29 protein-coding genes are annotated in these 25,780 nt (G+C 75.0%); 10 read left to right on the forward strand and 19 right to left on the reverse strand.

The features are described from left to right. The first annotated feature begins 131 nt into the window (after nucleotides 1-131). Entirely contained in the window at nucleotides 132-710 is a 579-nt protein-coding gene (locus DMP15_RS11390; protein WP_161152328.1) for a type 1 glutamine amidotransferase domain-containing protein, read from the forward strand. Between the two features lie 65 nt (nucleotides 711-775). Here DMP15_RS11390 and DMP15_RS11395 read toward each other — a convergent pair whose 3' ends face one another. After that, entirely contained in the window at nucleotides 776-1,135 is a 360-nt protein-coding gene (locus tag DMP15_RS11395; protein ID WP_202417406.1) for a TraR/DksA family transcriptional regulator, read from the reverse strand. Nucleotides 1,136-1,413: 278 nt separating this feature from the next. Between DMP15_RS11395 and DMP15_RS11400 the strand changes: the two genes are divergently transcribed. Then, nucleotides 1,414-2,211 (forward strand): SDR family oxidoreductase, encoded by a 798-nt coding sequence (locus DMP15_RS11400; RefSeq protein ID WP_073574461.1) that lies wholly within the window; start codon nucleotides 1,414-1,416, stop codon nucleotides 2,209-2,211. A 40-nt stretch (nucleotides 2,212-2,251) separates the two neighbouring features. Here the strand turns inward: DMP15_RS11400 and DMP15_RS11405 are convergent, their stop codons facing one another. The 3 genes from DMP15_RS11405 to DMP15_RS11415 all read right to left on the reverse strand — a co-directional run bounded on the left by DMP15_RS11405 (nucleotide 2,252) and on the right by DMP15_RS11415 (nucleotide 4,024). After that, a complete protein-coding gene (locus DMP15_RS11405; RefSeq protein ID WP_073574367.1) occupies nucleotides 2,252-3,067 on the reverse strand; it encodes a SigB/SigF/SigG family RNA polymerase sigma factor in 816 nt (271 codons plus the stop codon). 177 nt (nucleotides 3,068-3,244) lie between these two features. Continuing rightward, entirely contained in the window at nucleotides 3,245-3,742 is a 498-nt protein-coding gene (locus DMP15_RS11410; protein ID WP_161152329.1) for a nuclear transport factor 2 family protein, read from the reverse strand. A 99-nt stretch (nucleotides 3,743-3,841) separates the two neighbouring features. Beyond that, nucleotides 3,842-4,024, reverse strand: coding sequence for a YegP family protein (locus DMP15_RS11415; protein WP_161152330.1), 183 nt, complete (start codon nucleotides 4,022-4,024; stop codon nucleotides 3,842-3,844). A 205-nt stretch (nucleotides 4,025-4,229) separates the two neighbouring features. Here DMP15_RS11415 and DMP15_RS11420 point away from each other — a divergent pair, with 205 nt between their 5' ends. Next, nucleotides 4,230-4,502, forward strand: coding sequence for a hypothetical protein (locus tag DMP15_RS11420; RefSeq protein ID WP_073574364.1), 273 nt, complete (start codon nucleotides 4,230-4,232; stop codon nucleotides 4,500-4,502). Here DMP15_RS11420 and DMP15_RS11425 read toward each other — a convergent pair. After that, complete coding sequence (locus DMP15_RS11425) at nucleotides 4,499-4,900, reverse strand: MerR family transcriptional regulator (protein WP_100878213.1); 402 nt, start codon at nucleotides 4,898-4,900, stop codon at nucleotides 4,499-4,501. The genes DMP15_RS11420 and DMP15_RS11425 overlap by 4 nt on opposite strands. Before the next feature lie 125 nt (nucleotides 4,901-5,025). Between DMP15_RS11425 and DMP15_RS11430 the strand changes: the two genes are divergently transcribed. After that, nucleotides 5,026-6,162: an SDR family NAD(P)-dependent oxidoreductase gene (locus DMP15_RS11430; protein ID WP_337825848.1), complete on the forward strand. Its 1,137-nt coding sequence runs from the start codon at nucleotides 5,026-5,028 to the stop codon at nucleotides 6,160-6,162. A 299-nt stretch (nucleotides 6,163-6,461) separates the two neighbouring features. After that, the gene (locus tag DMP15_RS11435) at nucleotides 6,462-7,550 is read left to right on the forward strand and encodes a TerC family protein (protein WP_100878211.1); all 1,089 of its coding nucleotides are present in this window, start codon (nucleotides 6,462-6,464) and stop codon (nucleotides 7,548-7,550) included. Here DMP15_RS11435 and mgtE read toward each other — a convergent pair. Beyond that, a complete protein-coding gene (gene mgtE / locus DMP15_RS11440; protein WP_073574360.1) occupies nucleotides 7,514-8,839 on the reverse strand; it encodes a magnesium transporter in 1,326 nt (441 codons plus the stop codon). The genes DMP15_RS11435 and mgtE overlap by 37 nt on opposite strands. Nucleotides 8,840-8,980: 141 nt before the next feature. Here mgtE and DMP15_RS11445 point away from each other — a divergent pair, with 141 nt between their 5' ends. Then, entirely contained in the window at nucleotides 8,981-9,379 is a 399-nt protein-coding gene (locus DMP15_RS11445; protein WP_226357956.1) for a DUF3040 domain-containing protein, read from the forward strand. Between the two features lie 42 nt (nucleotides 9,380-9,421). Here DMP15_RS11445 and DMP15_RS11450 read toward each other — a convergent pair whose 3' ends face one another. Genes DMP15_RS11450 through DMP15_RS11465 form a run of 4 tightly spaced genes read right to left on the reverse strand, consistent with a single transcriptional unit; the run spans nucleotide 9,422 to nucleotide 13,413 of the window. Continuing rightward, nucleotides 9,422-10,765, reverse strand: coding sequence for an NtaA/DmoA family FMN-dependent monooxygenase (locus DMP15_RS11450; RefSeq protein WP_337825849.1), 1,344 nt, complete (start codon nucleotides 10,763-10,765; stop codon nucleotides 9,422-9,424). Between the two features lie 22 nt (nucleotides 10,766-10,787). Continuing rightward, a complete protein-coding gene (locus tag DMP15_RS11455; protein ID WP_337825850.1) occupies nucleotides 10,788-11,450 on the reverse strand; it encodes a methionine ABC transporter permease in 663 nt (220 codons plus the stop codon). Then, a complete protein-coding gene (locus DMP15_RS11460) occupies nucleotides 11,447-12,517 on the reverse strand; it encodes a methionine ABC transporter ATP-binding protein (RefSeq protein ID WP_443217627.1) in 1,071 nt (356 codons plus the stop codon). The genes DMP15_RS11455 and DMP15_RS11460 overlap by 4 nt, the downstream gene beginning before the upstream one ends. Beyond that, complete coding sequence (locus DMP15_RS11465; RefSeq protein WP_337825852.1) at nucleotides 12,517-13,413, reverse strand: MetQ/NlpA family ABC transporter substrate-binding protein; 897 nt, start codon at nucleotides 13,411-13,413, stop codon at nucleotides 12,517-12,519. The genes DMP15_RS11460 and DMP15_RS11465 overlap by 1 nt, the downstream gene beginning before the upstream one ends. Nucleotides 13,414-13,875: 462 nt before the next feature. Between DMP15_RS11465 and cysC the strand changes: the two genes are divergently transcribed. From cysC to DMP15_RS11480, 3 genes are read left to right on the forward strand one after another with little or no spacing between them, the layout of a single operon-like run. After that, nucleotides 13,876-14,466 carry an adenylyl-sulfate kinase gene (gene cysC / locus DMP15_RS11470; protein ID WP_337825853.1) on the forward strand — a complete coding sequence of 197 codons (591 nt, stop codon included), beginning with the start codon at nucleotides 13,876-13,878 and terminating at the stop codon, nucleotides 14,464-14,466. Beyond that, nucleotides 14,463-15,392 carry a hypothetical protein gene (locus DMP15_RS11475; RefSeq protein WP_337825854.1) on the forward strand — a complete coding sequence of 310 codons (930 nt, stop codon included), beginning with the start codon at nucleotides 14,463-14,465 and terminating at the stop codon, nucleotides 15,390-15,392. The genes cysC and DMP15_RS11475 overlap by 4 nt, the downstream gene beginning before the upstream one ends. Then, entirely contained in the window at nucleotides 15,393-16,181 is a 789-nt protein-coding gene (locus DMP15_RS11480; protein WP_337825855.1) for a sulfotransferase family protein, read from the forward strand. 15 nt (nucleotides 16,182-16,196) lie between these two features. On the opposite strand, the gene DMP15_RS11485 is transcribed toward DMP15_RS11480, so the two are convergent. The 6 genes from DMP15_RS11485 to DMP15_RS11505 form a co-directional block, all read right to left on the reverse strand. Further along, a complete protein-coding gene (locus tag DMP15_RS11485; RefSeq protein ID WP_337825856.1) occupies nucleotides 16,197-17,300 on the reverse strand; it encodes an LLM class flavin-dependent oxidoreductase in 1,104 nt (367 codons plus the stop codon). Continuing rightward, nucleotides 17,297-18,307, reverse strand: a complete 1,011-nt coding sequence (locus DMP15_RS11490; RefSeq protein WP_337825857.1) for an ABC transporter substrate-binding protein — start codon at nucleotides 18,305-18,307, stop codon at nucleotides 17,297-17,299. Before DMP15_RS11490 ends, DMP15_RS11485 begins: the two co-directional genes overlap by 4 nt. A 199-nt stretch (nucleotides 18,308-18,506) precedes the next feature. Beyond that, a complete protein-coding gene (locus DMP15_RS11495; RefSeq protein ID WP_337825858.1) occupies nucleotides 18,507-19,220 on the reverse strand; it encodes an ABC transporter ATP-binding protein in 714 nt (237 codons plus the stop codon). After that, complete coding sequence (locus tag DMP15_RS11500) at nucleotides 19,217-20,080, reverse strand: ABC transporter permease (protein WP_443217628.1); 864 nt, start codon at nucleotides 20,078-20,080, stop codon at nucleotides 19,217-19,219. The genes DMP15_RS11495 and DMP15_RS11500 overlap by 4 nt, the downstream gene beginning before the upstream one ends. A 102-nt stretch (nucleotides 20,081-20,182) precedes the next feature. Further along, on the reverse strand, nucleotides 20,183-20,296 hold the full coding sequence (locus tag DMP15_RS30345) for a putative leader peptide (protein WP_443217629.1): 114 nt from the start codon (nucleotides 20,294-20,296) through the stop codon (nucleotides 20,183-20,185). A gap of 100 nt (nucleotides 20,297-20,396) precedes the next feature. Next, nucleotides 20,397-21,263, reverse strand: a complete 867-nt coding sequence (locus tag DMP15_RS11505) for an LLM class flavin-dependent oxidoreductase (protein WP_337825859.1) — start codon at nucleotides 21,261-21,263, stop codon at nucleotides 20,397-20,399. A 584-nt stretch (nucleotides 21,264-21,847) separates the two neighbouring features. Between DMP15_RS11505 and DMP15_RS11510 the strand changes: the two genes are divergently transcribed. Beyond that, a complete protein-coding gene (locus DMP15_RS11510; protein ID WP_337825860.1) occupies nucleotides 21,848-22,948 on the forward strand; it encodes an LLM class flavin-dependent oxidoreductase in 1,101 nt (366 codons plus the stop codon). Nucleotides 22,949-23,058: 110 nt separating this feature from the next. Here DMP15_RS11510 and DMP15_RS11515 read toward each other — a convergent pair whose 3' ends face one another. The 3 genes from DMP15_RS11515 to DMP15_RS11525 all read right to left on the reverse strand — a co-directional run bounded on the left by DMP15_RS11515 (nucleotide 23,059) and on the right by DMP15_RS11525 (nucleotide 25,729). Further along, nucleotides 23,059-23,544 carry an OsmC family protein gene (locus DMP15_RS11515; protein WP_062396272.1) on the reverse strand — a complete coding sequence of 162 codons (486 nt, stop codon included), beginning with the start codon at nucleotides 23,542-23,544 and terminating at the stop codon, nucleotides 23,059-23,061. A gap of 649 nt (nucleotides 23,545-24,193) precedes the next feature. Next, on the reverse strand, nucleotides 24,194-25,417 hold the full coding sequence (locus DMP15_RS11520) for an acyl-CoA dehydrogenase family protein (protein WP_337825861.1): 1,224 nt from the start codon (nucleotides 25,415-25,417) through the stop codon (nucleotides 24,194-24,196). Nucleotides 25,418-25,636: 219 nt separating this feature from the next. After that, on the reverse strand, nucleotides 25,637-25,729 hold the full coding sequence (locus DMP15_RS11525; protein WP_337825862.1) for a putative leader peptide: 93 nt from the start codon (nucleotides 25,727-25,729) through the stop codon (nucleotides 25,637-25,639). Between the last annotated feature and the right edge of the window lie 51 nt (nucleotides 25,730-25,780).

Here is a 25,780-nt window from a genome sequence, read left to right on the forward strand (position 1 = left end):
CTCAGGAGGCAGGGTAGCCCGGCGCGGTGGACGGCGACAGTGCCCGGTCCCGTCGTGCGCGATTGATCGTGCGCACAGCGGGAAGCCGGGAGGGGACAACGCACGAGCACGAGACCGAGGAGGAACCCACGGTGGCGAACGAACTGCAGGGCCGGACCGTCGCGATCCTGGCCGCGGACGGCGTGGAGAAGGTCGAGCTGGTCCAGCCCCGCGAGGAGCTGCAGAAGGCCGGCGCCCGGGTCGAGGTGGTCTCGCTGTCCACGGACCCGATCCAGTCGATGTCGGCCGACATCAACCCGGACGAGAAGCTCGACGTCGACCGGGCCGTCGCGGACGTGTCCGCCGACGACTACGACGCGCTGGTGCTGCCCGGCGGCACCGTGAACCCGGACAACCTGCGCGCCGACGCCACCGCGGTGGCGTTCGTGAAGGCCTTCTTCACGGCGGGCAAGCCGGTCGGCGCGATCTGCCACGGCCCGTGGACGCTGGTCGAGGCCGACGTGGTGAAGGGTCGCACCCTCACGTCGTTCCCGAGCATCCGGACCGACCTGCGCAACGCGGGCGCGACCGTCGTCGACGAGCAGGTCGTGAACGACAAGGGCCTGGTCACCAGCCGCAACCCCGACGACCTCGACGCGTTCTGCGCGAAGCTGATCGAGGAGTTCGCCGAGGGGAAGCACCCGGTGCACCCGGAGGGTGCGACCGCCTGACCCACCCGCACGACGTCGACGGGCCCGGCATCCCGAGCGGGTGCCGGGCCCGTCCGCGTACCGGGTCAGCCCTCGACGGGGCCGGCCATCTGCGCGGCGTCCTCGGGGTGGTCGCGGCACCGGTCGGTGTCGGGGCGCGCCTCCAGCCGCTCGTCGTCGATCTGCTCGCCGCACACGTCGCAGCGTCCGTACTCACCCTTGTCCAGACGGGTCAGCGCTGCCCGGACCCGCGCGGTGCGGGCCCGGCGGGTGTTCTCGTCGAGGTCGTGGGCCATGGTCTCGTAGGCCCGCGCGCCCTCGTCGCCGAAGTCGAGACCCTCGCCGACGCGGTCGTCACCCGGCCCCGGCCGCTCGGTCACCGCCGAGCTGCCCTCCAGCTGGTCCAGTTCGTCGGTCAGCAGGGTGCGTGCCCGCTCCGCGTCCATCGGGTCTCCTCTCGTGCCGCGCGACCGGACGGCCGCACGGGGACCGGACTACCCCACCGGCGGGCGCGCACACGCAGCCGTTTCGCCCCGGGCGACGCGGGTAGGCGCGGCGTGGCCGACGGGTGCGGCCGTGGTCCCCTTCGGCCGCACCCGCCGGCGCACCGTCCCGGCCCGTCGGCGGGCTCGTCCCGTCGCCGGTCACGGACCGATCGAGAGGGAGCCCCGTGTCCGACAGCCCGCCCGCCCAGCAGCAGACCCCGCCCGGCGACACCGGCGCGATGGACCCCGGTCCCCGCGACGAGATGCGCGGTTACCAGGGCCGCGACCTGCTCGCCGGCACCGTCGCCCTGGTCACCGGTGGTGACTCCGGCATCGGGCGCGCGGTGTGCGTCGCGTTCGCCAAGGAGGGCGCCGACGTCGCCCTGGCCTACCTGGAGGAGCACGACGACGCCGAGCACACCGCCGGGCTCGTCCGCGCCGAGGGGAGGCGCTGCCTGACCCTTCCCGGTGACCTCGGGGACGCCGCGCACTGCGCCGACATCGTGCGGCGCACCGTCGAGGAGCTGGGCGCGCTCGACACCGTCGTGAACAACATCGCCACCCAGGAACCGGTCGACGCGCTCACCGACATCGAGGACGACGCCTGGCTGCGGACCTTCGAGGTCAACATCCACAGCTACTTCCGGGTCACGAAGGCGGCCCTGGAGCACCTGCCCGACGGCGGCGCGATCGTGAACACCGGATCGATCAACGGCCTGCGCGGGAACAAGAGCCTCATCGACTACTCGGCCACCAAGGGCGCGGTCCAGTCGCTGACCTACTCGCTCGCGCAGTCGCTGACCCCCCGCGGCATCCGGGTCAACTGCGTCGCCCCGGGTCCGGTGTGGACGCCGTTGATCCCGGCGACGATGCCGCCCGACAAGGTCGACGGGTTCGGCGAGCAGACCCCGATGGGGCGTCCCGCGTCCGCGGACGAGATCGCGCCGTCCTTCGTGTTCTTCGCGGCGCCGCGGCTGTCGTCGTACTACACCGGCGAGGTGCTCGCACCGGTCGGCGGGGAGACCCTGCCGGGCTGAGCGTCCGGGCCCCGCCGCGCCGGCGGCACGGCGGGGCTCCTCAGTCGTCGGCCAGCCGCTCGCGCAGCCGCGCCAGGGTCCGTGACAGCAGCCGCGAGACGTGCATCTGCGAGATGCCCAGCTCGGTGGCGATCTGGGACTGGGTCCGGTCGCCGTAGAAGCGCAGGACCAGCATCCGACGCTCCCGTTCGGGCAGCTCGTTGAGTGCCGCACGCATCCCGGGGCCGTGCGCCGCGAGGTCCAGCGCCGGGTCCTCGGAGCCCATCCGCTCGGCGAGCGACAGGCCCTCGCCGGAACCGTCGTCGCCGACCGGCGCGTCCAGGGACTTGGCGTGGTGCGACTCCAGCGCGCCGAGCGCATCGACGACCTCGCCGATCGGTACGCCGACCTCGGTCGCGATCTCCGAGGGGCGGGGCGGACGGCCGAGCCGCTGCCCCAACTCGTCGGCGACCCGGCCGACGGTGACGGCGAGCTCCTTCAGGTCGCGCGGGACCCGCACCGCCCAGGAGTAGTCCCGCAGGTGGCGCTTCATCTCGCCGCGGATGCTCGGAACCAGGTAGCCGAGGGGGCCGCCGGTCGCCGACGACGGATCGTAGCGGTCGACCGCCTTGACCAGACCGAGCATGCCGGCCTGCTCGATGTCCTCGACGCCCCGGCCGGGGGCGGCGAAGCGCCGGGACAGGTTGCGCACGAGTGGACGGAACTCGCGGATCACGTACTCGCGCAACGCATCACGGCCCGGCGTGCCCGGTTCGGTCCCGGCCAGCTGGTCGAGATCGGGAATGAGGTCGTCGTAGCCCCGTCGGCCGTCGCGGGTGGTCGTCGTGGGCCGGGTGGAGAGAGTGGGACTCTGCATGGTCCCTCGCAATCGCCGATGGCAGGTGCGGGGTCCGCTGCACGGTTGAACGGATCTCGTGTGGACCGGTGGGCGGCGGACCCGCGTCGGCGGTGTCCTGCGTGCCCGGTACCGGGAGCTCGACCGTAACCACGGCCCGGACGGACCACAACCCGGGGCGGGGGACCGCGGTGCGGTTCAGACCCGGGCGTGCGGCGGCGTCACGAACACCGCGGTGTCGTAGTAGGTGCGCAGGGCGGTCACCGTGCCCGAACCGTCGTCGTCGGTGGCGTCGGTGAGATCGAGGACGGTGACACCGCGCACGGTCACCGGGCCGCCCCCGGCGAGCACGGCGTCGCTGTGCCATTCCAGCGCGACGGAGTCCCCGGTCTGCACGGCGTGGCGGAAGGTCGTCGCGACGTGGTCGAACGGGGAGAGGTACTCCTGCCAGAACGCTCCGAGATCGGTGCGGGCCCCGCGGCCGTCGAGGCGCTCGGCCGTGGCGCCGTCGCGGAAGCGGGCGAGCAGGTCCTCCGTCCCGCCGTCCCGCTCGAACGCCTGCAGTGCGTCGGCGAAGGCGCGGACCCGCCGGTCGGTGAGTGCCGTGTCGTCGGGGCCGGGGTGGTCCCCGCGCGGTGTGTCGCCGGGCGCGGCGCCGGCGGGTGCGGAGTCGTCCGGTGCGATGTGTCGCTGCATGGTGTGCGACTACCCGCCGGAGGCGTTCCGACCCGTCTCGGACCGGACGCGTCCGGCGGGCTGCCGGTGGGGCCGCGACACCGGCCCCGGCAGGTCCGCTCAGGCGTCGGTCTCGACGACGGTGGCGCCCTCGGCGGCGCGCTGGACCGCCTCGCAGCCCTTGTGGGCGGCCGACGTGCTCTCGTAGGCCTCGCCGACGGCGACGACCTGCCCGTTGCTCGCCTGCAGCCGGAACCGGAACTTCCCGCCCCGGTCCTCGTACACCTCGAACTTGCCTGCCACAGGGCCTCCCCGGCTCGATCGACCACCGCTGGTCGGTGCGGATGGGCGCGCACGTCAGCCCCGATGACGTTGTGACGGGCAACGGAGTGTGCCGCTCGACGGGGCGGGCCGGAGAACCCTCCCGGCGTGTGAGGGTAGAGTCCGGTCCTTCGACGGTCCGGCCGGTGCACTTCCCGGGCCGTCCCGGCGGTGAGAGGAGGGTGCCGTGGGTCAGGACGACCGGCCCGCCGACCCCGATCGGGTACCGGTCACCCGGGTCGAGGTGCTGGACTTCGTGGGCGAGCTCTTCGGCCACGGCCCGGTACCGCGTGCGGCGCTGCTGGCCGCGGCCCGCGCCGAGGACGCCAGGGCCCGCCTGTACGAGGTGCTCGACGCCGCCCTGCCGGACCGCCCGCTGACCGGGCTGGACGACCTGTGGCGCCACGTCGACGTGCCCGAGGACCTCGGCGCGGTGCGCGGACTGCCGTCGCCGCGCTAGTCGTCCGCGTCGCCGGTCCGCGGCTCGGACAGCGCCCGCAGCTCGCGGGAGAGCAGCTCCAGCCCGTGGATCCGGGCGTGCAGCGCCTCGATCTGCGACTCGGCGGCGGTGCGGTAGAGCGCCAGCCGGTCCCGGGCGTCGTCGCCGACCGGACGGCCCGCGTCGAGGTCGGCTCGGGCACCGTCGATCACCGCCATCAGCGCGCGGATCTGGTCCAGGCCGAGGTCGAGCGGCTTGAGCGTCTTGACGAACCGCAGGCGCTCGACGTCGTCCTCGGTGTAGAGACGGAAACCGCCGGTGCTGCGGGCCGACGGCGTGACCAGCCCCAGCTCGTCCCAGTGCCGGATGGTGCGCAGCGACAGCCCCACACGCGTGGCCACCTCACCGATCTGCTGCACGACACCACCTCCCCTCGACCGTGCGGCCCCGACCGTACCGCCGGGCCCGGGCCGGTCTCAGCGGGCTCTCAGCGGGGCGGGCCTTCTCAGGGGCGCCACAGCGAACCGTCCCTACCGTCGTCGACATGCCGACTGCACTGGTCACCGGAGCGAGCCGCGGGCTCGGCGCCGTCTACGCCCACGAGCTCGCCGAGCGCGGATGGTCCGTCGTCCTCGTGGCGCGCGACGCCGCCCGCCTCGCCGACGTCGCCGAGCGGATCGGCCGCGCCACCGGCGCCATCGTCGAGGTCCTGCCCGCCGACCTCACCGAGCCGGCCGGGCTGGCCGCCGTCGAGCGCCGGATCACCGACCGGGACCTGCCGATCGAGCTACTGGTCAACAACGCGGGCGTCGAGACCGACGCCGTCTTCGCCGAGGCGCCGGTCGAGGCGCTGACCGGCGAGATCGACCTCAACGTGACGGCCCTGATGCGCCTCACCCGCGCCGCGGTCCCGGCGATGACCGCCCGCGGCCGCGGCGGCGTGCTCAACATCGCGAGCTTCGCCGGGTACCTGGCCTCGGGCGGCAACGCCTACGGCGCGTCGAAGTCCTGGGTGCTGGCGTTCAGCGACACCGTCGCAGCGTCGCTGCACGGCACCGGCGTCACCGTCACCGCCGTCGCCGCGGGCCGGATCCGGACCGACGACGACCCGCAGGGACCGCTGTGGCTCGACCCCCGCGATGTCGTGCGCCGCTCGCTCGACGACCTCGCCCGCGGCCGCACGCTGTCTGCGCCGGGCTGGGTGTACCGGGCGCTGGTCGGCTACCTGGAGGCGCCGCGCACCGCGCTGCGGCTGGCCGCACGGGTCGCGGGCCGGGGCCGGGAGCGCTGCGAGCGCCTGGAGCGGGGGAGCGGGCACACCCGGCCGTCGCCGGTCCCGACGCCGTTCCGTGACGCGCCCGCCCCGGCCCGGCAGCCGGCTGTCACGGTGCACGAGGTGGGCCCGGCGACGCCGGTGCCGCCGGTCCTGCCCGAGGAGCCGGCGCGGCCCGCGCACGTCGCCGCCGCGATCTTCCCGGCGCCGCGCGTGTCGGGTACCGGCCCGCTGCCCGTCGTGACCCGTCCGGCCGGGACCGGGACCGGGGCCGCCCCGGTCCGCCCGGCCGCCGCGCGGGCGGCCGCCTCCGCGACGGCCCGCGCCGCCGTCCGCAGGTTGCCCGCCGCCCCGCGTCCGGTGCAGCCGGCCCGCGACGCCGCGACCGTCCGGCTCGCCGCGGGTTGAGGACCGCGCCACGCTCGCCGGTCCCGCGGCCACCCTGCGGGCCCACGACGACGGCGCCGCCCGCCCGGGAGGTCATCGGCGGAAACGGACAGATGTGACGAGGCTCGCGTACCCCCCACTGTCGGAACCCTGGGCCATGCCCTAGCGTTCTGCACAGTCGAAGGGGAGTACTCCCGAACACGGCGTCGCCGTCATCACGGCACCGGCCCGAGCCGGTCCCGGTTGCGCCGGTCCACCGCGGTCACCGCGGCGGGCGGAGGAGACCTTCAGCGCCCCTACCTGCGCTGGAGGACCCCGCCGTGAACGTTCCCCTCTGGGCGTGGCTGGCCACGCTCGCCGTCGTCGTCGGCATGCTCGTGTTCGACTTCGTCGGGCACGCCCGTGACCCGCACGAGCCCACGCTGCGCGAGTCGGCGATCTGGTCGGCCGGCTACATCGCGATCGCCCTGCTGTTCGGCGTCGGTGTCGGCGTCTTCTCGGGCTGGCAGTACGGCGGCGAGTACATGGCCGGCTGGCTGACCGAGAAGGCCCTGTCGGTCGACAACCTGTTCGTCTTCCTGCTGATCATGACCAGCTTCGCGGTGCCGAAGGTGCACCAGCAGAAGGTGCTGCTGATCGGCATCGCGATCGCGATCGTCATGCGCGGTGCGTTCATCGCGGTCGGCGCGGTGATCATCGAGCAGTTCGTCGCGGTCTTCTATCTGTTCGCGGTCATCCTGTTCTGGCTCGCCTGGTCCCAGATCCGCGAGGCGATGTCCTCCGACGACCACGAGCAGGCCGACGCCGGTGACTCGAAGCTGATCCGCCTGGTCCGCAAGGTGCTGCCCACCTCCACCGAGTACGACGGCGCGAAGCTCGTCACCCGCGTCGACGGCAAGCGGCTCCTCACCCCGATGGCGCTGGTCATCGTCGCCATCGGGCTGACCGACCTGCTGTTCGCGTTCGACTCGATCCCGGCGATCTTCGGCCTCACCCAGGAGCCGTTCCTGGTGTTCACCGCGAACGCCTTCGCCCTGCTCGGCCTGCGCCAGCTGTACTTCCTCATCGGTGGGCTGCTGGAGCGCCTGATCTACCTGGCGCACGGCCTCGCGGTGATCCTGGCGTTCATCGGCGTGAAGCTCACCCTGCACGCGCTGCACGAGAACAACGTGCCGTTCATCAACGACGGGCAGCCGGTGCCGGTGCCCGAGGTGCCGATCTGGCTGTCGCTGCTGGTCATCACCGGGACGATCGCCGTCGCCGCCGTCGCGAGCCTGGTCGTCTCCCGGCGCCGCGCCGCGGCCGCCCCGGCAGCCCCGGAGGTCGCCGGACCCGACACCGACGGTGCGGACGACGCGACCGTGGACGCGGATCAGATCCCCAGCACCACCCGGGCGACCGAGAAGTAGATCAGCAGCCCGGTCGCGTCGACGAGCGTCGTGACCAGGGGAGCGGACACCACCGCCGGGTCGATCCCGACCCGGCGGGCCAGCAACGGCATCGTCGCGCCCACCGTCGCCGCCCAGCCGCAGATCGCCACCAGCGTCACCGCCACCACGACGGCGACCTGGACCCCGACCAGCAGCGACGCGACGGCCAGCCCCAGCGCACCGAGCAGGGTGCCCAGCAGCAGCCCGACCCGCAGCTCCCGCCACACCACGGCGGGCAGGTCGGCCAGGCGCACCTCCCCGACGGCGATCGCCCGGACCGCCGCCGACGCGGACTGGGCACCGGCGTTGCCGCCGGTGCCCACGAGCAGCGGGATGAACAGCGCCAGCGCGGTGACCTGCTCGAGTGCGTCCTCGAAGATCTGCAGCACGTTGACCGTCAGCACCGCGGCGAGCAGCAGCACCGCCAGCCACACCGCGCGGGTGCGCGCCAGCTTCGTGACCCGCACGTACATGTAGTGGCCCGACCACGGCGCCGCGCCGGACTGGCGGGCGACGTCCTCGGTGTCGGCGCGCTCCAGGATCTCGACGGCGTCGTCGATCGTCAGCAGGCCCAGCAGCCGATCCTCCGAGTCGACGACCAGCAGGTCGAGCAGGTTCGCCTCGCCCATCAGGCGTGCGGCGTCCTCGGCGGCGTCGGTGGCCCGCACCCGCGGCGCCCCGTCGTCGACGAGGTCGGCGACGGCGACGTCCGGCCGGGCCAGCACCAGGTCGCGCAGCGAGACGGTGCCGATCACCCGGCGCCCGGCGTCGGTGACGGCGAGGGTGTACACGGTCTCGGCCTGCGCACCCTTGCGCCGCACGACGGCCAGCGCCTCGGTGACGCTGCTGTGCAGCGGCACGGCGACGGTCTCCGGCGTCATCACCCGCCCGACCGAGCCGTCGGGGTAGCCGAGCAGCGCCGCGGTCATCGACCGTTCCCCGGCCGACAGCCCGGCCAGCACCCGGTTCGCGACCTTGGCCGGCGCCTCGCCGAGCATCCGGGCGCGGTCGTCGGGGTCCATGTCCTCGACCAGGGCGGTCACCGCGTCGTCGCGCAGCCCCGCCAGCAGCTCCTGTTGGTCGACCGGGTCGAGCTCCTCGAACACGTCGAGCGCGCGGTCCTTGCCGAGCAGCCGGAACACCCAGCCCGCGTCGACCGGTTCCATCCGGGCCAGCGCGTCGGCGATCTCGTGGGCGGGCCGTCCGTCGAGCCGGTCGAGGACTCCGGCGGGGTCGTGGCGTTCGACGAGATCGGTCCAGCGTTCCATGCGGACGATCCTGCCGCCGGGTCCTGCAGCGTGCAGCGGCGGGACTATGTCCGTTTCGGTAGGATCGGTGACGTCTACCGCACATCCCGGATGACCGCCCCCGGGAGCGGGAACCCGGTCGGTGGCACCGAGGAGGTCACGATGTCCGTCACACCCCCGCCCCTGCCGCCCCCGTCGCCCGGCGGCGGGACCGGCGACCCCGACCCACGCCCGGTGGCGCGCCCCCTGGACCGCGACGAGGAGCTCCGGCTCTCCGGCCTGGAACAGGAGCTGCGCCGCTCCGACCCGGAGCTGGACACCGAGCTGACCGCACCGCACCGGCCCACGCGCGCCGCGGGCGGCCGCGCGGACCGGATCCTGCAGGCCGTCGCGATCACCGTGATCGTGCTGGTGATCGTGCCGGGTGACTGGGTCGCCGGGCTGCTGTCGTTCGGGCTGCTGCTCGGGATCCCGGCCGCGATGGCCTGGATCGCCGTGCGTGCACACCGGGAGAACGCCGCCCGGGAGCAGGCCGAGGGCCGCGACGACGAGCGCGCCTGACCTGCGCCCGGTGCGGCGGCGCCGGTCGCGGGTCAGGCGCGGTCAGGTCGTGGACGGGGCCGCCGTCGCGGCCTCGGTCGGGTCGGTCGTCGAGCGCACGGTGGGCAGCCCGAGGTGCTCGCGCAGTGTGCTGCCGGTGTAGTCGGTGCGGAACGAACCGCGCTCCTGCAGCAACGGCACCACCCGGTCGGCGAACTCGTCGAGCCCGCCCGGGGTGACGTGCGGGACCAGCACATACCCGTCCGCGGCGTCGGACTGGACCGCGTCGTCGATCGCGTCGGCGACCGTGCGCGGGCTCCCGACGAAGGTGTGCCGCCCGGTCACCTCGATCACCGTCTCGCGCAGCGACAGGCCCTTCTCCGCGGCCAGGGCGCGCCACTGGTCGGCGACCGCCTTCGGGTCCCGGTACTGGCGCACGCTGGCGCGGCCCTTCGACACCAGCTCACCCTCGACCGGGTCGAACTCGGGCAGCGGGCCGTCCGGGTCGCGGTCGGACAGGTCGGTGTTCCACAGCTGCTCGGCGAACACGATCGCGGTCTGCGGGCTGACCTGCTGGGCGCGGATCACCTCGGCGTGCTCGGCGGCCTCGGCGTCGGTGTCGCCCAGCACGTACGTCGCGGCGGGCAGGATCTTCAGGTCGTCCCAGGCGCGGCCGTAGCGGGCCAGGCGGCCCTTCACGTCGGCGAGGAACGCGCGCCCGGCCTCGGGCTCGGCGTGCCGGGAGAAGATGGCGTCGGCCGACGCGGCGGCGAACTCGCGGCCCTCCTCGGAGTCACCCGCCTGCAGGATGACCGGGCGGCCCTGCGGGCTGCGCGGCAGGGAGAAGCGGCCGTGCACGTCGAACTGGTCGGAGGAGTAGGCGAACCCGCAGCGGTCGTCCGGGCCGGTGCGGGAGTCCCAGATCGCGGCGGTCGCGGCGAGCTGCTCCTTGGCCCGCGAGTAGCGCTTCTCCTTCGGCAGGAACCCGCCGCGGCGGAAGTTCTCGCCGGTGAACGCGTCCCAGGAGGTGACCACGTTCCACGCGGCACGCCCCCCGGACAGGTGGTCGAGGGAGGCGAACTGGCGGGCGACGTCGTAGGGCTCGGTGAACGTCGAGTTGATCGTGCCGGCCAGGCCGAGCCGGTCGGTGACCGCCGCGAGGGCGTTCAGGATCGTGAAGGTGTCCGGGCGGCCCATCACGTCGAGGTCGTAGATCTCGCCGCGGTGCTCGCGCAGGCGCAGTCCCTCGGCGAGGAACAGGAAGTCGAACCTCGCCCGCTCGGCCGTGCGCGCGAAGTGCGCGAACGACTCGAACTCGATGTGGCTGCCGGACGCCGGGTCGCTCCACACCGTGGTGTTGTTGACGCCCGGGAAGTGGGCGGCGAGGTGGATCTGCTTGCGTGGCATGCGTGTCCTCCCGACGTGGCTCCTACCGGTGCAACACCCTCCGGGCCAGGGTGTTCCCGAGCAGCTGCGCGCACTGCACGACGACCACGATGATCGCCACCGTCAGCAGGGTCACCGGCCAGTCGAACTGCTGGTAGCCGTAGGTGATGGCGAAGTCGCCCAGACCGCCGCCGCCGACGTAGCCGGCCATCGCGGACATGTCGACGACCGCGACGAACACGAACGTGTAGCCGAGCACCAGCGGTGCCAGCGCCTCGGGCACCAGCACGCTCCACACGATCCGGAACCGGCTCGCGCCCATCGCCCGTGCCGCCTCGACGACCGCCGGGTCCACCGACACCAGGTTCTGCTCGACGATGCGGCCGATGAAGAACGTCGCCATCGCGACCATCGGGAACAGCACCGAGCGGGTGCCGATCGTCGTGCCCATCACGACCAGCGTCAGCGGGCCCACGGCGGTGATGAAGATGATGAACGGGATCGGGCGCACGATGTTGACCAGCACGTTCAGCACGCCGAACACGGCGCGGTGGGCGTAGAGGCCGTTCGGGCGGGTGGTGTGCAGGGCGACCCCGAGCAGCAGCCCGAGCACCCCGGCCAGCAGCATCGTCCAGGAAACCATGTAGGCGGTCTGCAGCACCGACAGCCACAGCACCGGGCTCAGGGTCTCCCAGTCGGCCTTCATGCGGACTCCTCGTCCCGGGTGGTGGCGGCGCCGTCCGGGGTGACCCGGGTGGTCCGCGACAGCTCGTCGATGCAGGCGCGCACCGCGTCGTCGTCGCCGGTCAGGGCCAGGGTGAGGCTGCCGACGGGGCGCCCGGACAGCTCCCGGATGCCACCGTGCACCACGGTCGCGCGGACCCCGTGCGCGGCCGGGACGCGTGCGATCGCGTCCTGGGCGTCCGCGGCGGCCGAGCCGGGCCCGCCGACGCCGACGGTCACCAGCCGGCCGGGGTGGCGCTCGCGCAGCCGGGAGAGCGTCCCGGGCGACGGCACGTCCTGCAGGACGCCGTGCACGAAGCGGCGCGTCGCCGGGTGCGACGGCGCGGCGAACACGTCGTACACCTCGCCGTCCTCGATGACCCTGCCCTGCTCCATGACCACGACCCGGTCGCACACGTCGGCGACGACCTCCATCTCGTGGGTGATCACGACGACGGTGGTGCCCAGCTCGCGGTTGACCCGGCGCAGCAGGGCCAGCACCTCCCGGGTCGTCTCCGGGTCCAGCGCGCTGGTCGCCTCGTCGGCGAGCAGGATCGACGGCGACGTGGCGAGCGCCCTGGCGATCCCGACCCGCTGCTTCTGCCCGCCGGACAGCCGCGCCGGGTAGCGCCCGGCCAGGTCGGCCAGCCCGACGAACTCCAGCAGCTCCGCGACGCGGGCGCGGCGCTCCTCCCGGGAGCGGCCGGCGACGGCGAGCGGGTAGCCGACGTTGCCGGCGACGGTGCGCGAGTTCATCAGAGCGAACTGCTGGAAGATCATCCCGACGTCGCCGCGCAGCTCGCGCAGCCCCCGTTCGGGCAGCTCGGAGGTGACCCGCCCGCGCACCGTGACGGTCCCCGCCGTCGGCAGCTCGAGGGCGTTGATCATCCGGACGAGCGTGGACTTGCCCGCCCCGGACCAGCCGATCACGCCGGTGATCCCGCCCTCGGCGATGTCGAGGTCGACGTCGTCGACGGCGGTGACCCCCGGGCCGCGGCGGGCCGGGAACGTGCGGGTCGCGCCCGAGAACGAGATCACCGGCGCCGTCATCAGCCCGCCCGCAGCCGCTGCTCGATGCCGGTCAGGGTCCGGCGCAGGTCCTCCGCGGAGTTGTCGCGGAACACGCCGCCGTCGCCGAGGTCGCGGCGGGCGGCGTCGAGGACCTGCGGGTCGTGGTAGATCCGGACCAGCGTCGCGTAGACCGGGTCGTCGGCCTGGTCGGCCCGGGCGACGAACAGGTTGATGTAGGGCTTGGCCTTCTCCGAGTCCGGGTCCTCCTGGTAGAGGACCTGGTCCTGGGTCAGGTTCGCCGACTGCGCGTAGTTGTTGTTGACGATCGCGGCGTCGGCGCTGGCCAGGTTCGCCGCGGTCTGGGCCGCGTCGACCGGGGTGACGGTGACCTTCGAGGCGGCGCGGTCGATGTCGGCCGGGGTGGAGGTCGTCGTGCCCCCGTCGGTGAGCCTGAGCAGCCCGGCGGACTGCAGGACGGTCAGCGCCCGGGCCTGGTTCACCGCGTCGTTCGGGATGACGACCTGCCCGCCCTGCGGGATCTGCGCCAGGTCGGTGTGCTTCGTGGAGTACAGCGGCAGCGGGTACACCGCGGTCGCGCCGACCGGGACCAGGGTGTCGTCGTTCTGGACGTTGTAGTTCGCCAGGTACTGCAGGTGCTGGAACTGGTTGAGGTCCAACTGGCCCTGGGCGAGCGCCGGGTTCGGCTGGTTGTAGTCGGTGAAGTTGGTCAGCTCGACGGTGATGCCCTGCGCGGCGGCCTTCTCGGTGAAGACCTTCCAGTAGGGCTCGGCGCCGTCGGAGACGCCGATCCGGACGGTCCGCGACCCGCTCTCGCCACCACCGGACGAGGACTCACCGGGGGCGGAGCAGCCGGCCGCCAGCACGGCGAGCACGGCGGCGGGGACCAGCAGGGACAGCGCGCGTGGCAGGCGCATCGGGGTTCCTCTCGGCTCCGGCCGTGGACGGGTCGCGTCCGACGAGCCGGCGCTGCGGTGCGACGGTGGTGCGTGCCGGGCGCCGGATGGGCGCCCTGGTGGGTCCGGACGCCGGGCGGGAGCAGGAGCTCCGGGGACGTCGCCGGGGGAGACCGGGCCGCCGGGCGGGGCCGCGCCGGGTGGGCGCGGCCGGCCGCGACGGGGCGGTCGGCACGATCCGGGAACCTACATCGGGCGAACCGCCCGTAGCTCATCGCCGCGACGAAGCTCACCGTGACCGGCACGCCGCCGTCCGGCGGTTGCGGTGCGGCGGCCGGTGCGGCCACGATCAGGGCACCGTCCGCGCGCCGCCGGCCCGGGTGGCCGTCCCCGCGCGGGCCGGCCGTCACCGCCGTGACGCGCGACCCGCCACCGGCCCCGGAGCCCCTCCGCCGCCGGGTGCCTCTCGCGGAGACCTGCGCGATGCCCCCCACGGACGTCCTTCCCGCCCCCGGCGCCACCGTCTGGCTCACCGGCCTGCCCAGCGCCGGGAAGTCGACCATCGCCCACGCCTGCGAACCGGTCCTGCGGGCCCGCGGCCTGCGGGTCGAGGTCCTCGACGGCGACGCCGTCCGCCCGCACCTGGCCGCCGCCCGCGGCTACAGCCGGGAGGACCGGGCGATCAACATCCGGCGGATCGGCTGGGTCGCCGAACTGCTCGCCCGCAACGGCGTGCTCGTGCTGGTCTCGGCGATCGCCCCGTATGCCGACGTGCGCGACGACGTGCGGCGCGCCCACGCCGACAACGGCACCACCTACCTGGAGGTGCACGTCAGTACCCCGGTGGAGGTCGCGGCCACGCGCGACGTGAAGGGCCTCTACGCCATGCAGCGGGCCGGGGAGATCACCGGCCTGACCGGCGTCGACGACCCGTACGAGGTGCCGCCGTCGCCGGACCTGGTGCTGCCCGCCCACACCCAGCCGGTCGCCGGGTCGGTGACGCTGCTGGTCGACCACCTCATCGACCGTGGTCTGGCCGGACCGCGCGACGTCACGACCCGGGAGACCGCATGAGCACCCCGCTGCCCCTGCCACGTCTGGACGGCGCCGCCGTCGCCGTCGCACCGCCCGGGGACGGCGCCGGGCACTGGGCGGGCGCCCCGTCGGCGGTCCCCGACGGCGACGGGGGCTACGTACTCGCCTACCGGCTGCGGGCCCCACTCACCGAGGGCCGCGGCCTCGCCGTCGTCCTGGCGCGGTCGGCCGACGGCGTCGCCGTCGCCCCGGTCGCCGAGGTCACCAAGGACCGCTTCGGCGCCGAGTCGCTCGAACGGCCCGCGCTGGTGCGCACCGAGCAGGGCCGGTGGCGGCTCTACGTCTCCTGCGCCACACCGGACTCCAAGCACTGGTGGATCGACGTGCTGGAGGCCGCCACCGTCGAGGAGCTGCCCACCGCGCCCCGGCGCACCGTGCTGCCCGGCGACGACCGGCACGCGGTGAAGGACCCGGTGGTCGTGCGCGAGGGCGGCCTCTGGCACCTGTGGGCCTCGGTGCACCCGCTCGAGCTGCCCGGCCACGAGGACCGGATGACCACCGAGCACTACACCTCGCCCGACGGGCTGGCCTGGAGCCACGCGGGCACCGCGCTGCGCCCGCGCCCGGACCGCTGGGACGCGCGCGGCGTCCGGGTGTCCGCGGTCTTCCGGGTCGACGGCCGCTGGGCCGCGACCTACGACGGGCGCGCCACCGCGGCGGAGAACTGGGAGGAGCGCACCGGGCTCGCCCGCGGCGGTACCGGCGCGCCGGGGGAGTTCACCGCGGACGGCGACGGTCCGGTCGCCGCCTCCCCGCACGGGGCGGGCGGACTGCGCTACCTGTCGGTGGTGGCCGCCCCCGGTGGCGGGTGGCGGTTGTTCTACGAGGTCACACGCGCCGACGGGGCGCACGAGCTGCGCACCGAGCTGCTCGTCGCGCCGGTGCCCGTCGCCGGGACGGTCTGAGTGGGACGGCTGCCCGACTTCCTGCTGCTCGGCGCCGCCAAGTGCGGCACCTCGGCGTTGCACCGTGCCCTCTCCGGGCACCCGGAGCTGTTCCTGTCCGAGCCGAAGGAACCGAAGTTCTTCCTCACCGACGGTCCGCCGCCCACCTCCGGCGGCGGCCCCGGCGACGTCCCGACGTGGGGTGAGCACGTGTGGCGGCGCACCGACTACGAGGCGCTGTTCGACGCCGCCCCGCCCGGTGCACGGTGCGGCGAGTCGACGGTGTTCCACCTCTACGACACCGCCGCGCAGAACCGGATCGCCCGGCTGCTGCCCCGGGCCCGGCTGGTCGCGGTGCTGCGCGACCCGGTGGAGCGGGCCCACTCGAACTGGGCGCACCTGCGCGGTGCCGGGCTGGAGCCGGAGGCCGACTTCCGGACCGCGCTGCGCGACGAGCAGCGCCGCATCGACGCCGGCTGGGCGCACTTCTGGCACTACGCCGCCCAGGGCCGCTACGGGGAGCAGCTCGCACACCTGGACACGCTGTTCCCCCGCGAGCAGGTGCTGCTGCTGCGCTACCGGGAGCTGCGCGACGACCCGGCCGGCACGGCGGACCGGGTGTGCGCCTTCCTCGGCGTCGCGACGGGGGTGGTCACCGGGGTGCCCCGCCACCATGTGCGCCCGGACGTGCAGGGCCGCACCGGCGGCCCCACCGCAGCGGAGCGCGCCGCCGTACTGCCCCTGTTCGCCGACGACGTGCCGCGGGTCGCGGAGCACACCGGCTGGGACCTGGCCGACTGGCTCCGCTGACCCGGGGCCCGGGCGCTAGCGGGGCGGCTCGGCGAGCAGGCCACGCCGACGCAGCTCGGGCAGCACGCCCTCGCCGACCCGGTAGGCCTCCTCCAGGTGCGGGTAGCCCGACAGCACGAACTCGTCGACCCCCAGCTCGTGGTACTCGGCGATCCGGTCGGCCACCTCGGTGTGCGACCCGACCAGCGCGGTCCCCGCACCGCCCCGGACCAGGCCCACCCCTGCCCACAGGTTCGGCGCGATCGTCAGTGCGTCGGCCGAGCCGCCGTGCAGCGCGAGCATTCGCTGCTGCCCGACCGACTGGCTGGCCCGCAGGGTCGCCTGGGCGCGCTCGATCTCGGCCGGGTCGAGTGCGTCGAGCAGCCGGGCGGCCTCGGCCCACGCCTCGTCGGCGGAGTCGCGGGTGATCACGTGCAGCCGGATGCCGAAGCGTGGGCTGCGGCCCAGGTCGTCGGCGAGCTTGCGGACCCGCCCGATCTTCTCGGCGACGGCCGCGGGTGGCTCGCCCCAGGTCAGGTAGACGTCGGCGTGCCGGGCGGCGACCGGCAGCGCGGCGTCGGACGAGCCTCCGAAGTAGACCGGAGGCAGCGGGTCCGGCGGCGCGAGGGTGGTGGCGCCGTCGACGTCGTAGTGGGCGCCGGTGAAGTCGAACGGCTCGGGCGACCAGGCGCCGCGCAGCACCGTGAGGAACTCGTCGGTGCGGGCGTAGCGCTCGTCGTGGGAGGCGTGATCGCCGAAGCGGCGCTGCTCGACGGCGTCGCCGCCGGTGACGATGTTGAGCATCAGCCGGCCGCCGGAGACCCGCTGGTAGGTGGCGGCCATCTGGGCGGCGAGGGTCGGGGAGAGCACGCCCGGCCGGAACGCGACCAGGTAGCGCAGCGTGCGGGTCTCGCGCAGCAGCGCGGCCGTGGTCAGCCAGGCGTCCTCGCAGAACGTGCCGGTCGGCGTGAGGACGCCGTGGAAGCCCTGGGCCTCCGCGGCCCGGGCGATCTGGGCGAGGTAGCCGATGTCCGCCTCGCGGGCCGTCGACCCGGCCTCGCCGCGGTCGGCGTGCCGGCGGGCGACTATGGTGCGGCCGTCGCCGGAGGTGGGCAGGAACCAGTGCGGGACGATGCTCATCGTGCTCCCGTCCGTCGGTCGGTGGGGGTGCCCGGGATGCCGTCCCGGGCGGCGGCCAGGGTCGTCGCCTCGAAGCGGCGGTCGACGAACGCGCCGATGTCGGCCCGGCCCGGGATGACCCCGGCCTCGGAGAACGCGTCGGCGAGCGCCTGCTGGGAGGCGACGACGGTGTCGTCGAGCGGGACCGGCAGGTCCGTGCCGCGCGCGACGGCGCGTCGGGTGATCGGCAGCGGGATCGTCGTCTCCTCGCTCCAGACCCGGGCGCGCTGTTCGCGGTGGGTGTCGGAGTAGACCTGCGCGGCCGCGAGCCGGGCCAGGAAGTCGGCCAGCGCGGCGCTGCGCGCCGGGTCGGCCAGGGTGGCGTTGGACGCGACCTGGAAGCCGTAGCCGTTCGCGGTGCCGGTGCCGTCGGCGACGATCCTGGCGCCGTCGTCGAGCTCGGCCTGGGAGGTGTAGGGGTCCCAGACGGCCCAGGCGTCGACGTCGCCCTGGCGGAACGCTCCGTAGGCATCGGCGGGGGCGAGGAAGGTGAGGTCGACGTCGTCGAGGGTCATCCCGGCGGCCCGCAGGGTGGACAGCAGCTGCCCGTGCGCCGAGGTGCCCTTCCCGACGGCGATCCGCGTCCCGCGCAGGTCGGCCACCGAGCGGATCGGCGAGTCGCGGCGGACGAGGATCGCGTCGCTGGTGACGTTGCCTCGGTTGGCCGACACGACCTGCACGCGGGCGCGTGCCGCGGCCGCGAAGATCGCCGGGGTGTTGCCCGTGCCGCCGACGTCGATCGCGCCGGCCCGGGCCGCCTCGATCAGCGGGGGACCGGCGGTGAAGGTGCGCAACTCGATGCGGTAGGGGACGTCGTCGAGGAGCTCGGCGGCGCGCAGCAGCGACCGGGACCCGCCCTTCTGGTCCCCGACGACGAGGGTCACCCCGGCGGGGCTGGCGGCCGGCTGCACCGGCGGCCGGTCCACCGGCACCGACGAGCACCCGCTGAGCACGATCGCCAGCGCCACCAGCAGCACCGTGACCGCCCGGGACCCCCGGTGACCACCCGTCGTGGAGCGGAGCGACCACTCGGCGGACCGGATGCTCCACGACCGGTGATCATGAACGGCGGTCGGGGCGCGGCCGCGTCGTCGTGGCCCGCCGTGCGGCGCCGTGGGGTGCATCCGGTGGGGTCGCATGCTCGCCGCGGGGGTGGACCTGCCGGCGTCAGGCCGCATCGTCGGCCACCCCGAGCTCGTCGAGAACGGTGCGGCGCAGCGCGGCGAGCCGCTCCGGGTCGCGGGGGCGGCCGCCGGGGCGGTGCTCGTCGCCGATCCGGCCGTCGGCCAGCACCAGCACCCGGTCGGCGAGCAGCAGAGCCTCGTCGACGTCGTGGGTCACGAGCAGCACGCCGGGGCGATGCCGGCGCCACAGGTCGAGGACGAGCCGGTGCATGGTGATGCGGGTCAGCGCGTCCAGCGCGCCGAACGGCTCGTCGAGCAGCAGCAGGTCCGGCTCGCGGACCAGGGCCCGGGCCAGCGACGCCCGCTGGGCCTCGCCGCCGGACAGGGTCAGCGGCCAGGCGTCGGCGCGCGCGGACAGCCCGACCTCGGCGAGCGCGGCGTCGGCGACCCCGGCGGGGGTGTCGCCGCCCAGATCGCGGTGCAGGCCGAGCGCGACGTTGTCGCGGACCGTGCGCCACGGCAACAGCCGCGGCTCCTGGAACGCGACCGCGACCGAGCCGGGGACTTCGACCGTACCCGAGACCCCGGTGTCGGAGGCGTCGTCGAGCCCGGCGAGCAGCCGCAGCAGCGTCGACTTGCCGGACCCGGAGCGGCCGAGCAGGGCGACGAACTCGCCGTCGCCGATGGTGAGGTCGAGCCGGTCGAGGACCCGGCGGCCGTCGAACTCGCGGACCAGGTCGTGCACGCGGGCGCTCACCGGTCGGCCCCCGCCGGGCCGGCCGGGCGCCAGCCCAGGACGCGGCGTTCCAGCCGGCGCACCAGGGCGTCGGTGCCGAGGCCGAGCAGCGCGTACACCGCCAGGCCGACGACGATGACGTCGGTGCGGAGGAACTCCCGGGCGTTCATGATCATGTAGCCGAGGCCGGCGTCGGCCGAGGTCGTCTCCGCGACGATGATCGACAGCCAGGCGATCCCCAGCGCCAGCCGCAGGCCGGTGAGGGTGGAGGGCATCGCACCGGGCAGCACCACGTGGCGCAGCCGCTCGGCGCGGGTGAACCCGGACACCGACGTCGCCTCGAGCAGCTTCGGGTCCACCCCGCGGACCCCGGAGTGGACGTTGAGGTACATCGGGAACAGCACGCCGAGCGCGACGAGCAGCACCTTCGGCAGCTCCCCGATGCCGAACCACAGGATGAACAGCGGCACCAGGCCCAGGTGCGGCAGTGTGCGCAGCATCTGCACCGGCGGGTCCACGAGCAGCCCGCCCCAGCGCGAGAGCCCCGAGACCACGCCGAGCCCGACCCCGACGACCAGTCCGAGGACCAGCCCGGTCGCGACCCGGGCGAGCGAGACCAGCAGCCCCTCCGGAAGCTCCCCGCTGCGGGTGAGGTCGACGGCGGCGGTCACCACGCGCAGGGGCGAGGCGAGCTCGTCCTCGGCGAGCAGGCCGGTCGAGGAGGCGAGCTGCCACAGCAGGATCAGGGCGACGGGGGAGATCCAGCGGCGCAGGTCCGGCCGGCGACGGAGCCTGCGGGCGGTGCCCGCGGGCCCGGGTGGTGACGGGGTGGTGGGTGGCGCGACGGCGTCGGCCGGTGCGGAGGTCCAGGTCGTGGACACGGGGGCTCCCGGGACTCGTGGTCGTGACAGGGGTGGGCGCACGTCGGGGCGGCCCCGGTCGGGCGGCCCGCGGCACGGGCGGGGGCGGCGCGGCGGCCGCGGTCAGCGACAGGTGCAGCCAGCGAGGCGGAGCAGATCCACGTGGCGGCGGGGGGTGAGGTCGCGGCCCGGACCGACGGCGACCGTGCGTGACGGGCTGCGCCGACCGGTGCTCATGCGTCCAGATGACCACGGCGTCCGTACCGTGACAAAACGGCGTCCGTCCCGCGGGACGGGTGACCGGGGATGTGCGGACCGGCTCCCGCGGGGTGGGAGCTCAGCCGCGGCGGGCCCACTCGTCGGCCAGCAGCTCCTGGGACGCGATCCGGTCGGCGTGCCGGTGGGTGATGGTGGTCAGGAGCAGCTCGTCGGCGCCGGTGACGGCGCGCAGCCGCTCCAGGCCGTCGGCGACGGTGGCCGGGCCGCCGACGAAGCGGGTCGCGACCCGGTCGGTCACCAGCGCCGGGTCGGCCGGGAGCGCACCGGCGTCCTCGGGGCGCGGGTAGGGGATGGCGCCCGCCCCGGTGCGGATGCTGTGCACCCACGGGCCGAAGCCCGCCGCGATCCTGGCGGCGTGCGCGTCGTCCGGGCCCACGACGACGTCGGCCGACACCATCACGTGCGGGCGGTCCAGCCGCTCCGACGGCCGGAACGCGTGCCGGTAGGCGGCCACGGCGTCGAGCACGGTCGCCGGGCTGACGTGGTAGTTCGCCGCGAACGGCAGCCCGCGGCGCCCGGCGAGGACGGCGCTCTCCCCGCCGCTGGACCCGAGCACCCAGGTCTGCAGGGCGGCACCCTCGCCGGGGACGGCGCGGACCTCCACCCCGCCCGGCGTCCAGGTGCCGGTGAGCAGCCCGTCGACGGCGTCGAGGAACTCCTCGTACGGGGGCACCTGGGCCCCGGGCTGGCGCAGCGCCGCCGCCTGGGCGCGGAACCGGGGGGAGGACGCGATCCCGGCGAGCGACACCGGGGCGGGGATCAGCACACCGTCGACGAGCCGGTCACCGCGCCCGTCCGGTTCGCGGGACGGGAGCCGGGACCCGCCGGAGCGGCCCAGGCCGAGGTCGATGCGGCCCGGGTGCAGACCCTCGAGGGTTCCGAAGTCCTCCACCACCGACAGCGGGGTCCGGTGCCCGGTCTGCACCGCGCCCGAGCCGACCCGGATCGTCGCCGATCAGGACGGCCGGCGAGGCCCCCGCGACGCCCGGGTTGAGGTGGTGCTCGGCGAGCCAGAACGGGCGTAGCCGGCCCGTTCGGCGGAGCGGGCGAGATCGAGGGTGTCGCGCAGGGCGTCGGGACGGTCGAGCCGGCCGGTACCGGGGAGAGGTCGAGGACGGACAGGGGAACGGGCACGGCGGCACACCTCCGGACCCGGGGCGGTCGCGACGACCGGGCCGGGCGACGGTGTCCGCCCCGGCGGGCCCGGCGCGGGACGCAGGCGGACCGGGGTGCGGGCTCGGGCGGTGCGCCGCGGGCAGGTCCGGCCCGGGCGACGCCGGTCGCCCTCCGATCGTCGCCCTGCCCTCGACGGCGGCGCAACCCCGGCGCGGCTTGCTACCGTCGACGTCGTGCCGGCCGCCCCGCCGCGCCGCCCGTCCGCGGGCCCGCGCGGCGGCCCGGTCCGGCCGCGACGCCCCCGGCGCACCCGCGTCCCGCCGGCGCCCGGCCCCACCCGGCACGTCCGGTGACGACGCGTGCGGCGCGCCCGCGCGCGAGGCGGTGCTTCCCATGAGGTTCCAGGTTCTCGACATCGTTCCGCACGCCCCGCACCCGGTGACCGGCGAGATCGTCGACACCCACGAGCGGCTGCGCCGGGTGGTGGACACCGCGGTGCTCGCCGAGCGGCTGGGGTTCGACTCCTACGCCGTCGGCGAGCGGCACGCCGGCGAGTTCGTCTCGTCCTCGCCGACCGTGCTGCTGGGCGCGATCGCCCAGGCGACGTCCCGGATCCTGCTCTCGACCGGCGTGACGGTGCTGTCGCTGCTCGACCCGGTCCGCGTCGCCGAGGACTACGCGACGGTCGACCAGCTCTCCGGTGGCCGGCTGGAGATCGTGATCGGCAAGGGCAACGAGGACCGGCACTTCCCGATGTTCGGGCTCGAGCTCGGCCGCCAGTACGAGTACCTCACCGAGAACCACGAGCTGCTGCGACGTCTGCTCCGCGAGTCCGGTGTGGACTGGGCAGGTACCCATCACGCCGACCTGTCCGGGGTCACCACGTTCCCGCGGCCGTTCGCGGGCCCGTTCCGGGTCTGGCACGGCTCGGCGACCTCGACCGCCGCCGTCGACCTCGCCGCCCGCTGGGGCGACCCGATCTTCTCCGCGAACGCGCTGCAGCCCCGGGAGAACTACAAGGTCCTCATCGACCGCTACCGCGACAAGCTCGCCGAGCACGGCCACGACCCGGCGCGGGGCTACGTCGGCTCCGGCTCGGACGGGCTGTTCCTCGCCGACACCGACGCCGAGGCGATCGACGAGTACCGCCCCGTCTACGAGGGGTTCGCGGCGAAGATGCGGGCCGCGCACGCCGGCGACGACCGCCCCGGCAAGGCCACCTCGTTCGCGACCGTCGAGGAGGCGGTGGCGCACGGCCCCGCGCTGGTCGGGAGCCCGGAGCGGGTCGCGGCGAAGATCCTGGACTACCACGCCGCCTACGGCCACGACGTCCAGTCGGTGTCGGTCAACCCGGTCCTGCCCTACGCGCGCCAGCACGAGGTGCTGACCCGTTTCGCGACCGAGGTGATCCCGCTGGTGCGCCGTGAGGTGTCGACGACGCTGTGGGGCCCGTCCGACGCCGGCCGCGCGGCCGGGTTCACCGCCGCGGCCTGACCCGACCCTCCCTCCGGCCGCTTCCCGGTGCGGCGGGCGGGCCGGTCGCACGGTTCCCGTGCGCGACCGGTCCGCCCTTGCAGTGCGGGGAGCGGCACGCCGGTGCCGGATCAGCCGGCGTCGGGCAGCGCCACGGGGGTCCAGTCGTTGGTGAACTCCAGGCCGCTGCGCTCGAACAGCTGGGTGACCGGGCACCGCCGCGCGGTCTCCGACACCAGGCGCTCGAACTGCTCGGGCGTCGCGTCGGTCTCCACGGTGGCCCGTACCTGCACCCGGTCGAAGTTGGCGTTGCCGTCGGCGCCACCGACGAGCACGGCGGTGTCGAGGTCACCGCGCACCTCGAAGGTCCAGCGGCCCAGGCGGATCTCCAGATCCTTCGCGACCAGGCTCGCCGTGACCTGGTTGCACGAGGTCAGGGCGCCGAGTGCGAAGAACAGCGGGCTGGGTGCGGAGTCGGCGCCGCCGAAGGCCGGGTAGGCGTCGGCGGTGAAGACGTGCCCGGCGTCCCCCTCGGGACGCAGGGTCTGGAAGACCCCGGTGCCCTCGGAGTGCACGACGAACGGAACGACGGTCTGCTTCGGACGGACTGCGGTCATGGGTGTCCTCCCGGACGAGGTCGGTGCAGCGGGAACGGGCGCGCGCGGCCGGCCCCGGCACCGCCGTCGGGCGGTGCGCGGTGGGGCTGGGGGCCGAGGATGTGACCTGGTCAGCGACAGAGCGCGGACCGGGTACGACCCAGGTCCACGTGCAGGCGCGCGACGAGGCGCGCGGTCGCGGTCACGGGACCGATCGTGTCCGACCGGTGCCGACGACGGCAAGGGACGCCCGCCTCGTCGTCCAGCTGGTGGGCCGACGGCGGCCATGGTCCGGGCAGCGGGCGGCCCCGTCCCACGGATCGGGAGGTCGTGCCCGGATGCCCGGTGTTACGGAGTCGGCGGGTGGTGTTCATGACAGTGGGCCCGTCCTTGTCCGGGCACCGCTCGTCCGGTACCTCTTGCACCGTGCAGCAGGGACCCGCAGGGCGGACGACGTCCGGCCGGTGTCCCCTGTGCACGGTCGGCCGCCGCTGACCGTGCCCGCCCCGTCCGGCCGTGCCGGACGCCCGGCCCCCGCTCCCGCGGGCCCCGGGCGGGGGCGACCCGCATCCGACCCGTGACCGGCGAGCCCTCCGACGACGGAGCCCTCGTCCACGCACCCGTGCCCGACCGCCGGACCCGTTGAGGTGCAGCCGTCGCGGGTGGTCGGTCATCGCTTGCCTGCGCTCCAGGCGTAGGGCAGGTCGGTGCCGTTGAGCACGTGGTCCCCGACGGACTGCAGCTTGTAGATCAGCGGGTTGTGCACCGAGATCACCCGGGCGTTGCGCCAGTGCCGGTCCAGCCGGAGCTTCTCCGAGGTGATCGACGCACCGCCGACCTCGAACAGCTGGGTGGTCGCGTCGAGCACGGCCGGGATCACCGCGGCCTGGGCGTGGGCGACGTCGAGCTCCACCCGGTCGAGCAGCTCCGCGTCCTCCCCGCCGGCTGCGAGCAACACGTCGAGCTGCTCGGCGATGGTCAGCACGAGGGCGCGTGAGGACCACGCGGCGGCCGAGAGCCGACCGATGACCTGCTGCACCAGCGGGTCGTGGCGGGGCAGGTCGGCCGGGGCGTGGGTGAAGGTGCGGGTGCGCTCGCGGACCCAGGCGGTGACGTCGTCGGTGGCGCGCCGGGCGATCCCGGCGAGCACGGCGAGCTGCACGAGCTGCAGGTAGGAGGTGCCCCAGCCGCGGCCCTCGGTGCCGTACCCGGGTCCGAGGACCCGCTCCCGGGGGACGGCGACGCCGTGGAACTCGGTGGTGCCGCTGGCGGTGAGGCGCTGGCCGAAGCCGTCCCAGTCGTCGTGCTGCACGACGCCCTCGGCGTCGCCGTCGACGAGCACGGACACCCGCTGCCCGTCGAGGTCGGCGGCGACCAGGATCTGGTCGGCGTAGAGGCTGCCGGTCGAGTAGTACTTGGTGCCGTCGAGGCGGTAGCCGTCGCCGTCGGGGGTCAGGGTGGTGCGGTAGCGGTCGATCGCGCCGACGCCGGGCTCGGTGATGGCGTTGCCGACGAGCCGCCCCTCGGCGACGGCCGCCAGCCGGGCGTCGCGGTCCGGGCCCGGGGTGGCGAGCAGCAGGTCGTCGACGTACCACCAGTGCACGCGCAGCGCCTGCGGCAGGTTCGACTCGGCGGCGGCGAGGTCGACGAGCAGCCGGAACTGCTGGCGCACCGTGGCGCCGTAACCGCCGAGCTCCACGGGCAGCCGCAGCGCGCCGAAGCGCTCCGCGCGCAGCGCGGCGACCTCGTCGTGGGCGAGGGCTCGGCCCTGCTCACGGGCCACCGCGCCCTCGGCGATCCGCGCGAACACCGGCGCGAAGACGGCGTCGAGCTGCTCGTCGGTCCAGGCGGCGCGGCCGACGGTGCCGGTGGGGGCGGGGGAGGTGGTGGTCACGGGAGGTCCTTCCGGTGGGGCGGCGGCGCGCCGTGGCGCGACGACGGCGGGGTGGGATACGGGTGGGTGCCGTGGTGCGGGGCCGACGATCCGCGGGGACGTCGGGGGCCGCTGGGGCCGGGTCCGCGGGTTCCGGTGGCCGTGACGGCGGTGGTGGTCCCGGTGGTGGTCCCGGTGGCCGTCGCGCGGGGCGGACCCGGTGGGCCGGGGGGCGTGTCCTCAGCGGCGACGGGCCGAGCGACGACACAGCGCCGACGCCACGCGCGCGAGGTCGACATGGCCTCGCGTGGTCAGCAGCACCGATCCGGTCACGGACGCCACGGTAGTCGTGACCGGCGCAGTCACCCAAGGCCGCGGCGACCC

The sequence above is a fragment of the Pseudonocardia sp. UM4_GMWB1 genome (assembly GCF_017312155.1).
GTDB lineage: Bacteria > Actinomycetota > Actinomycetes > Mycobacteriales > Pseudonocardiaceae > Pseudonocardia > Pseudonocardia alni.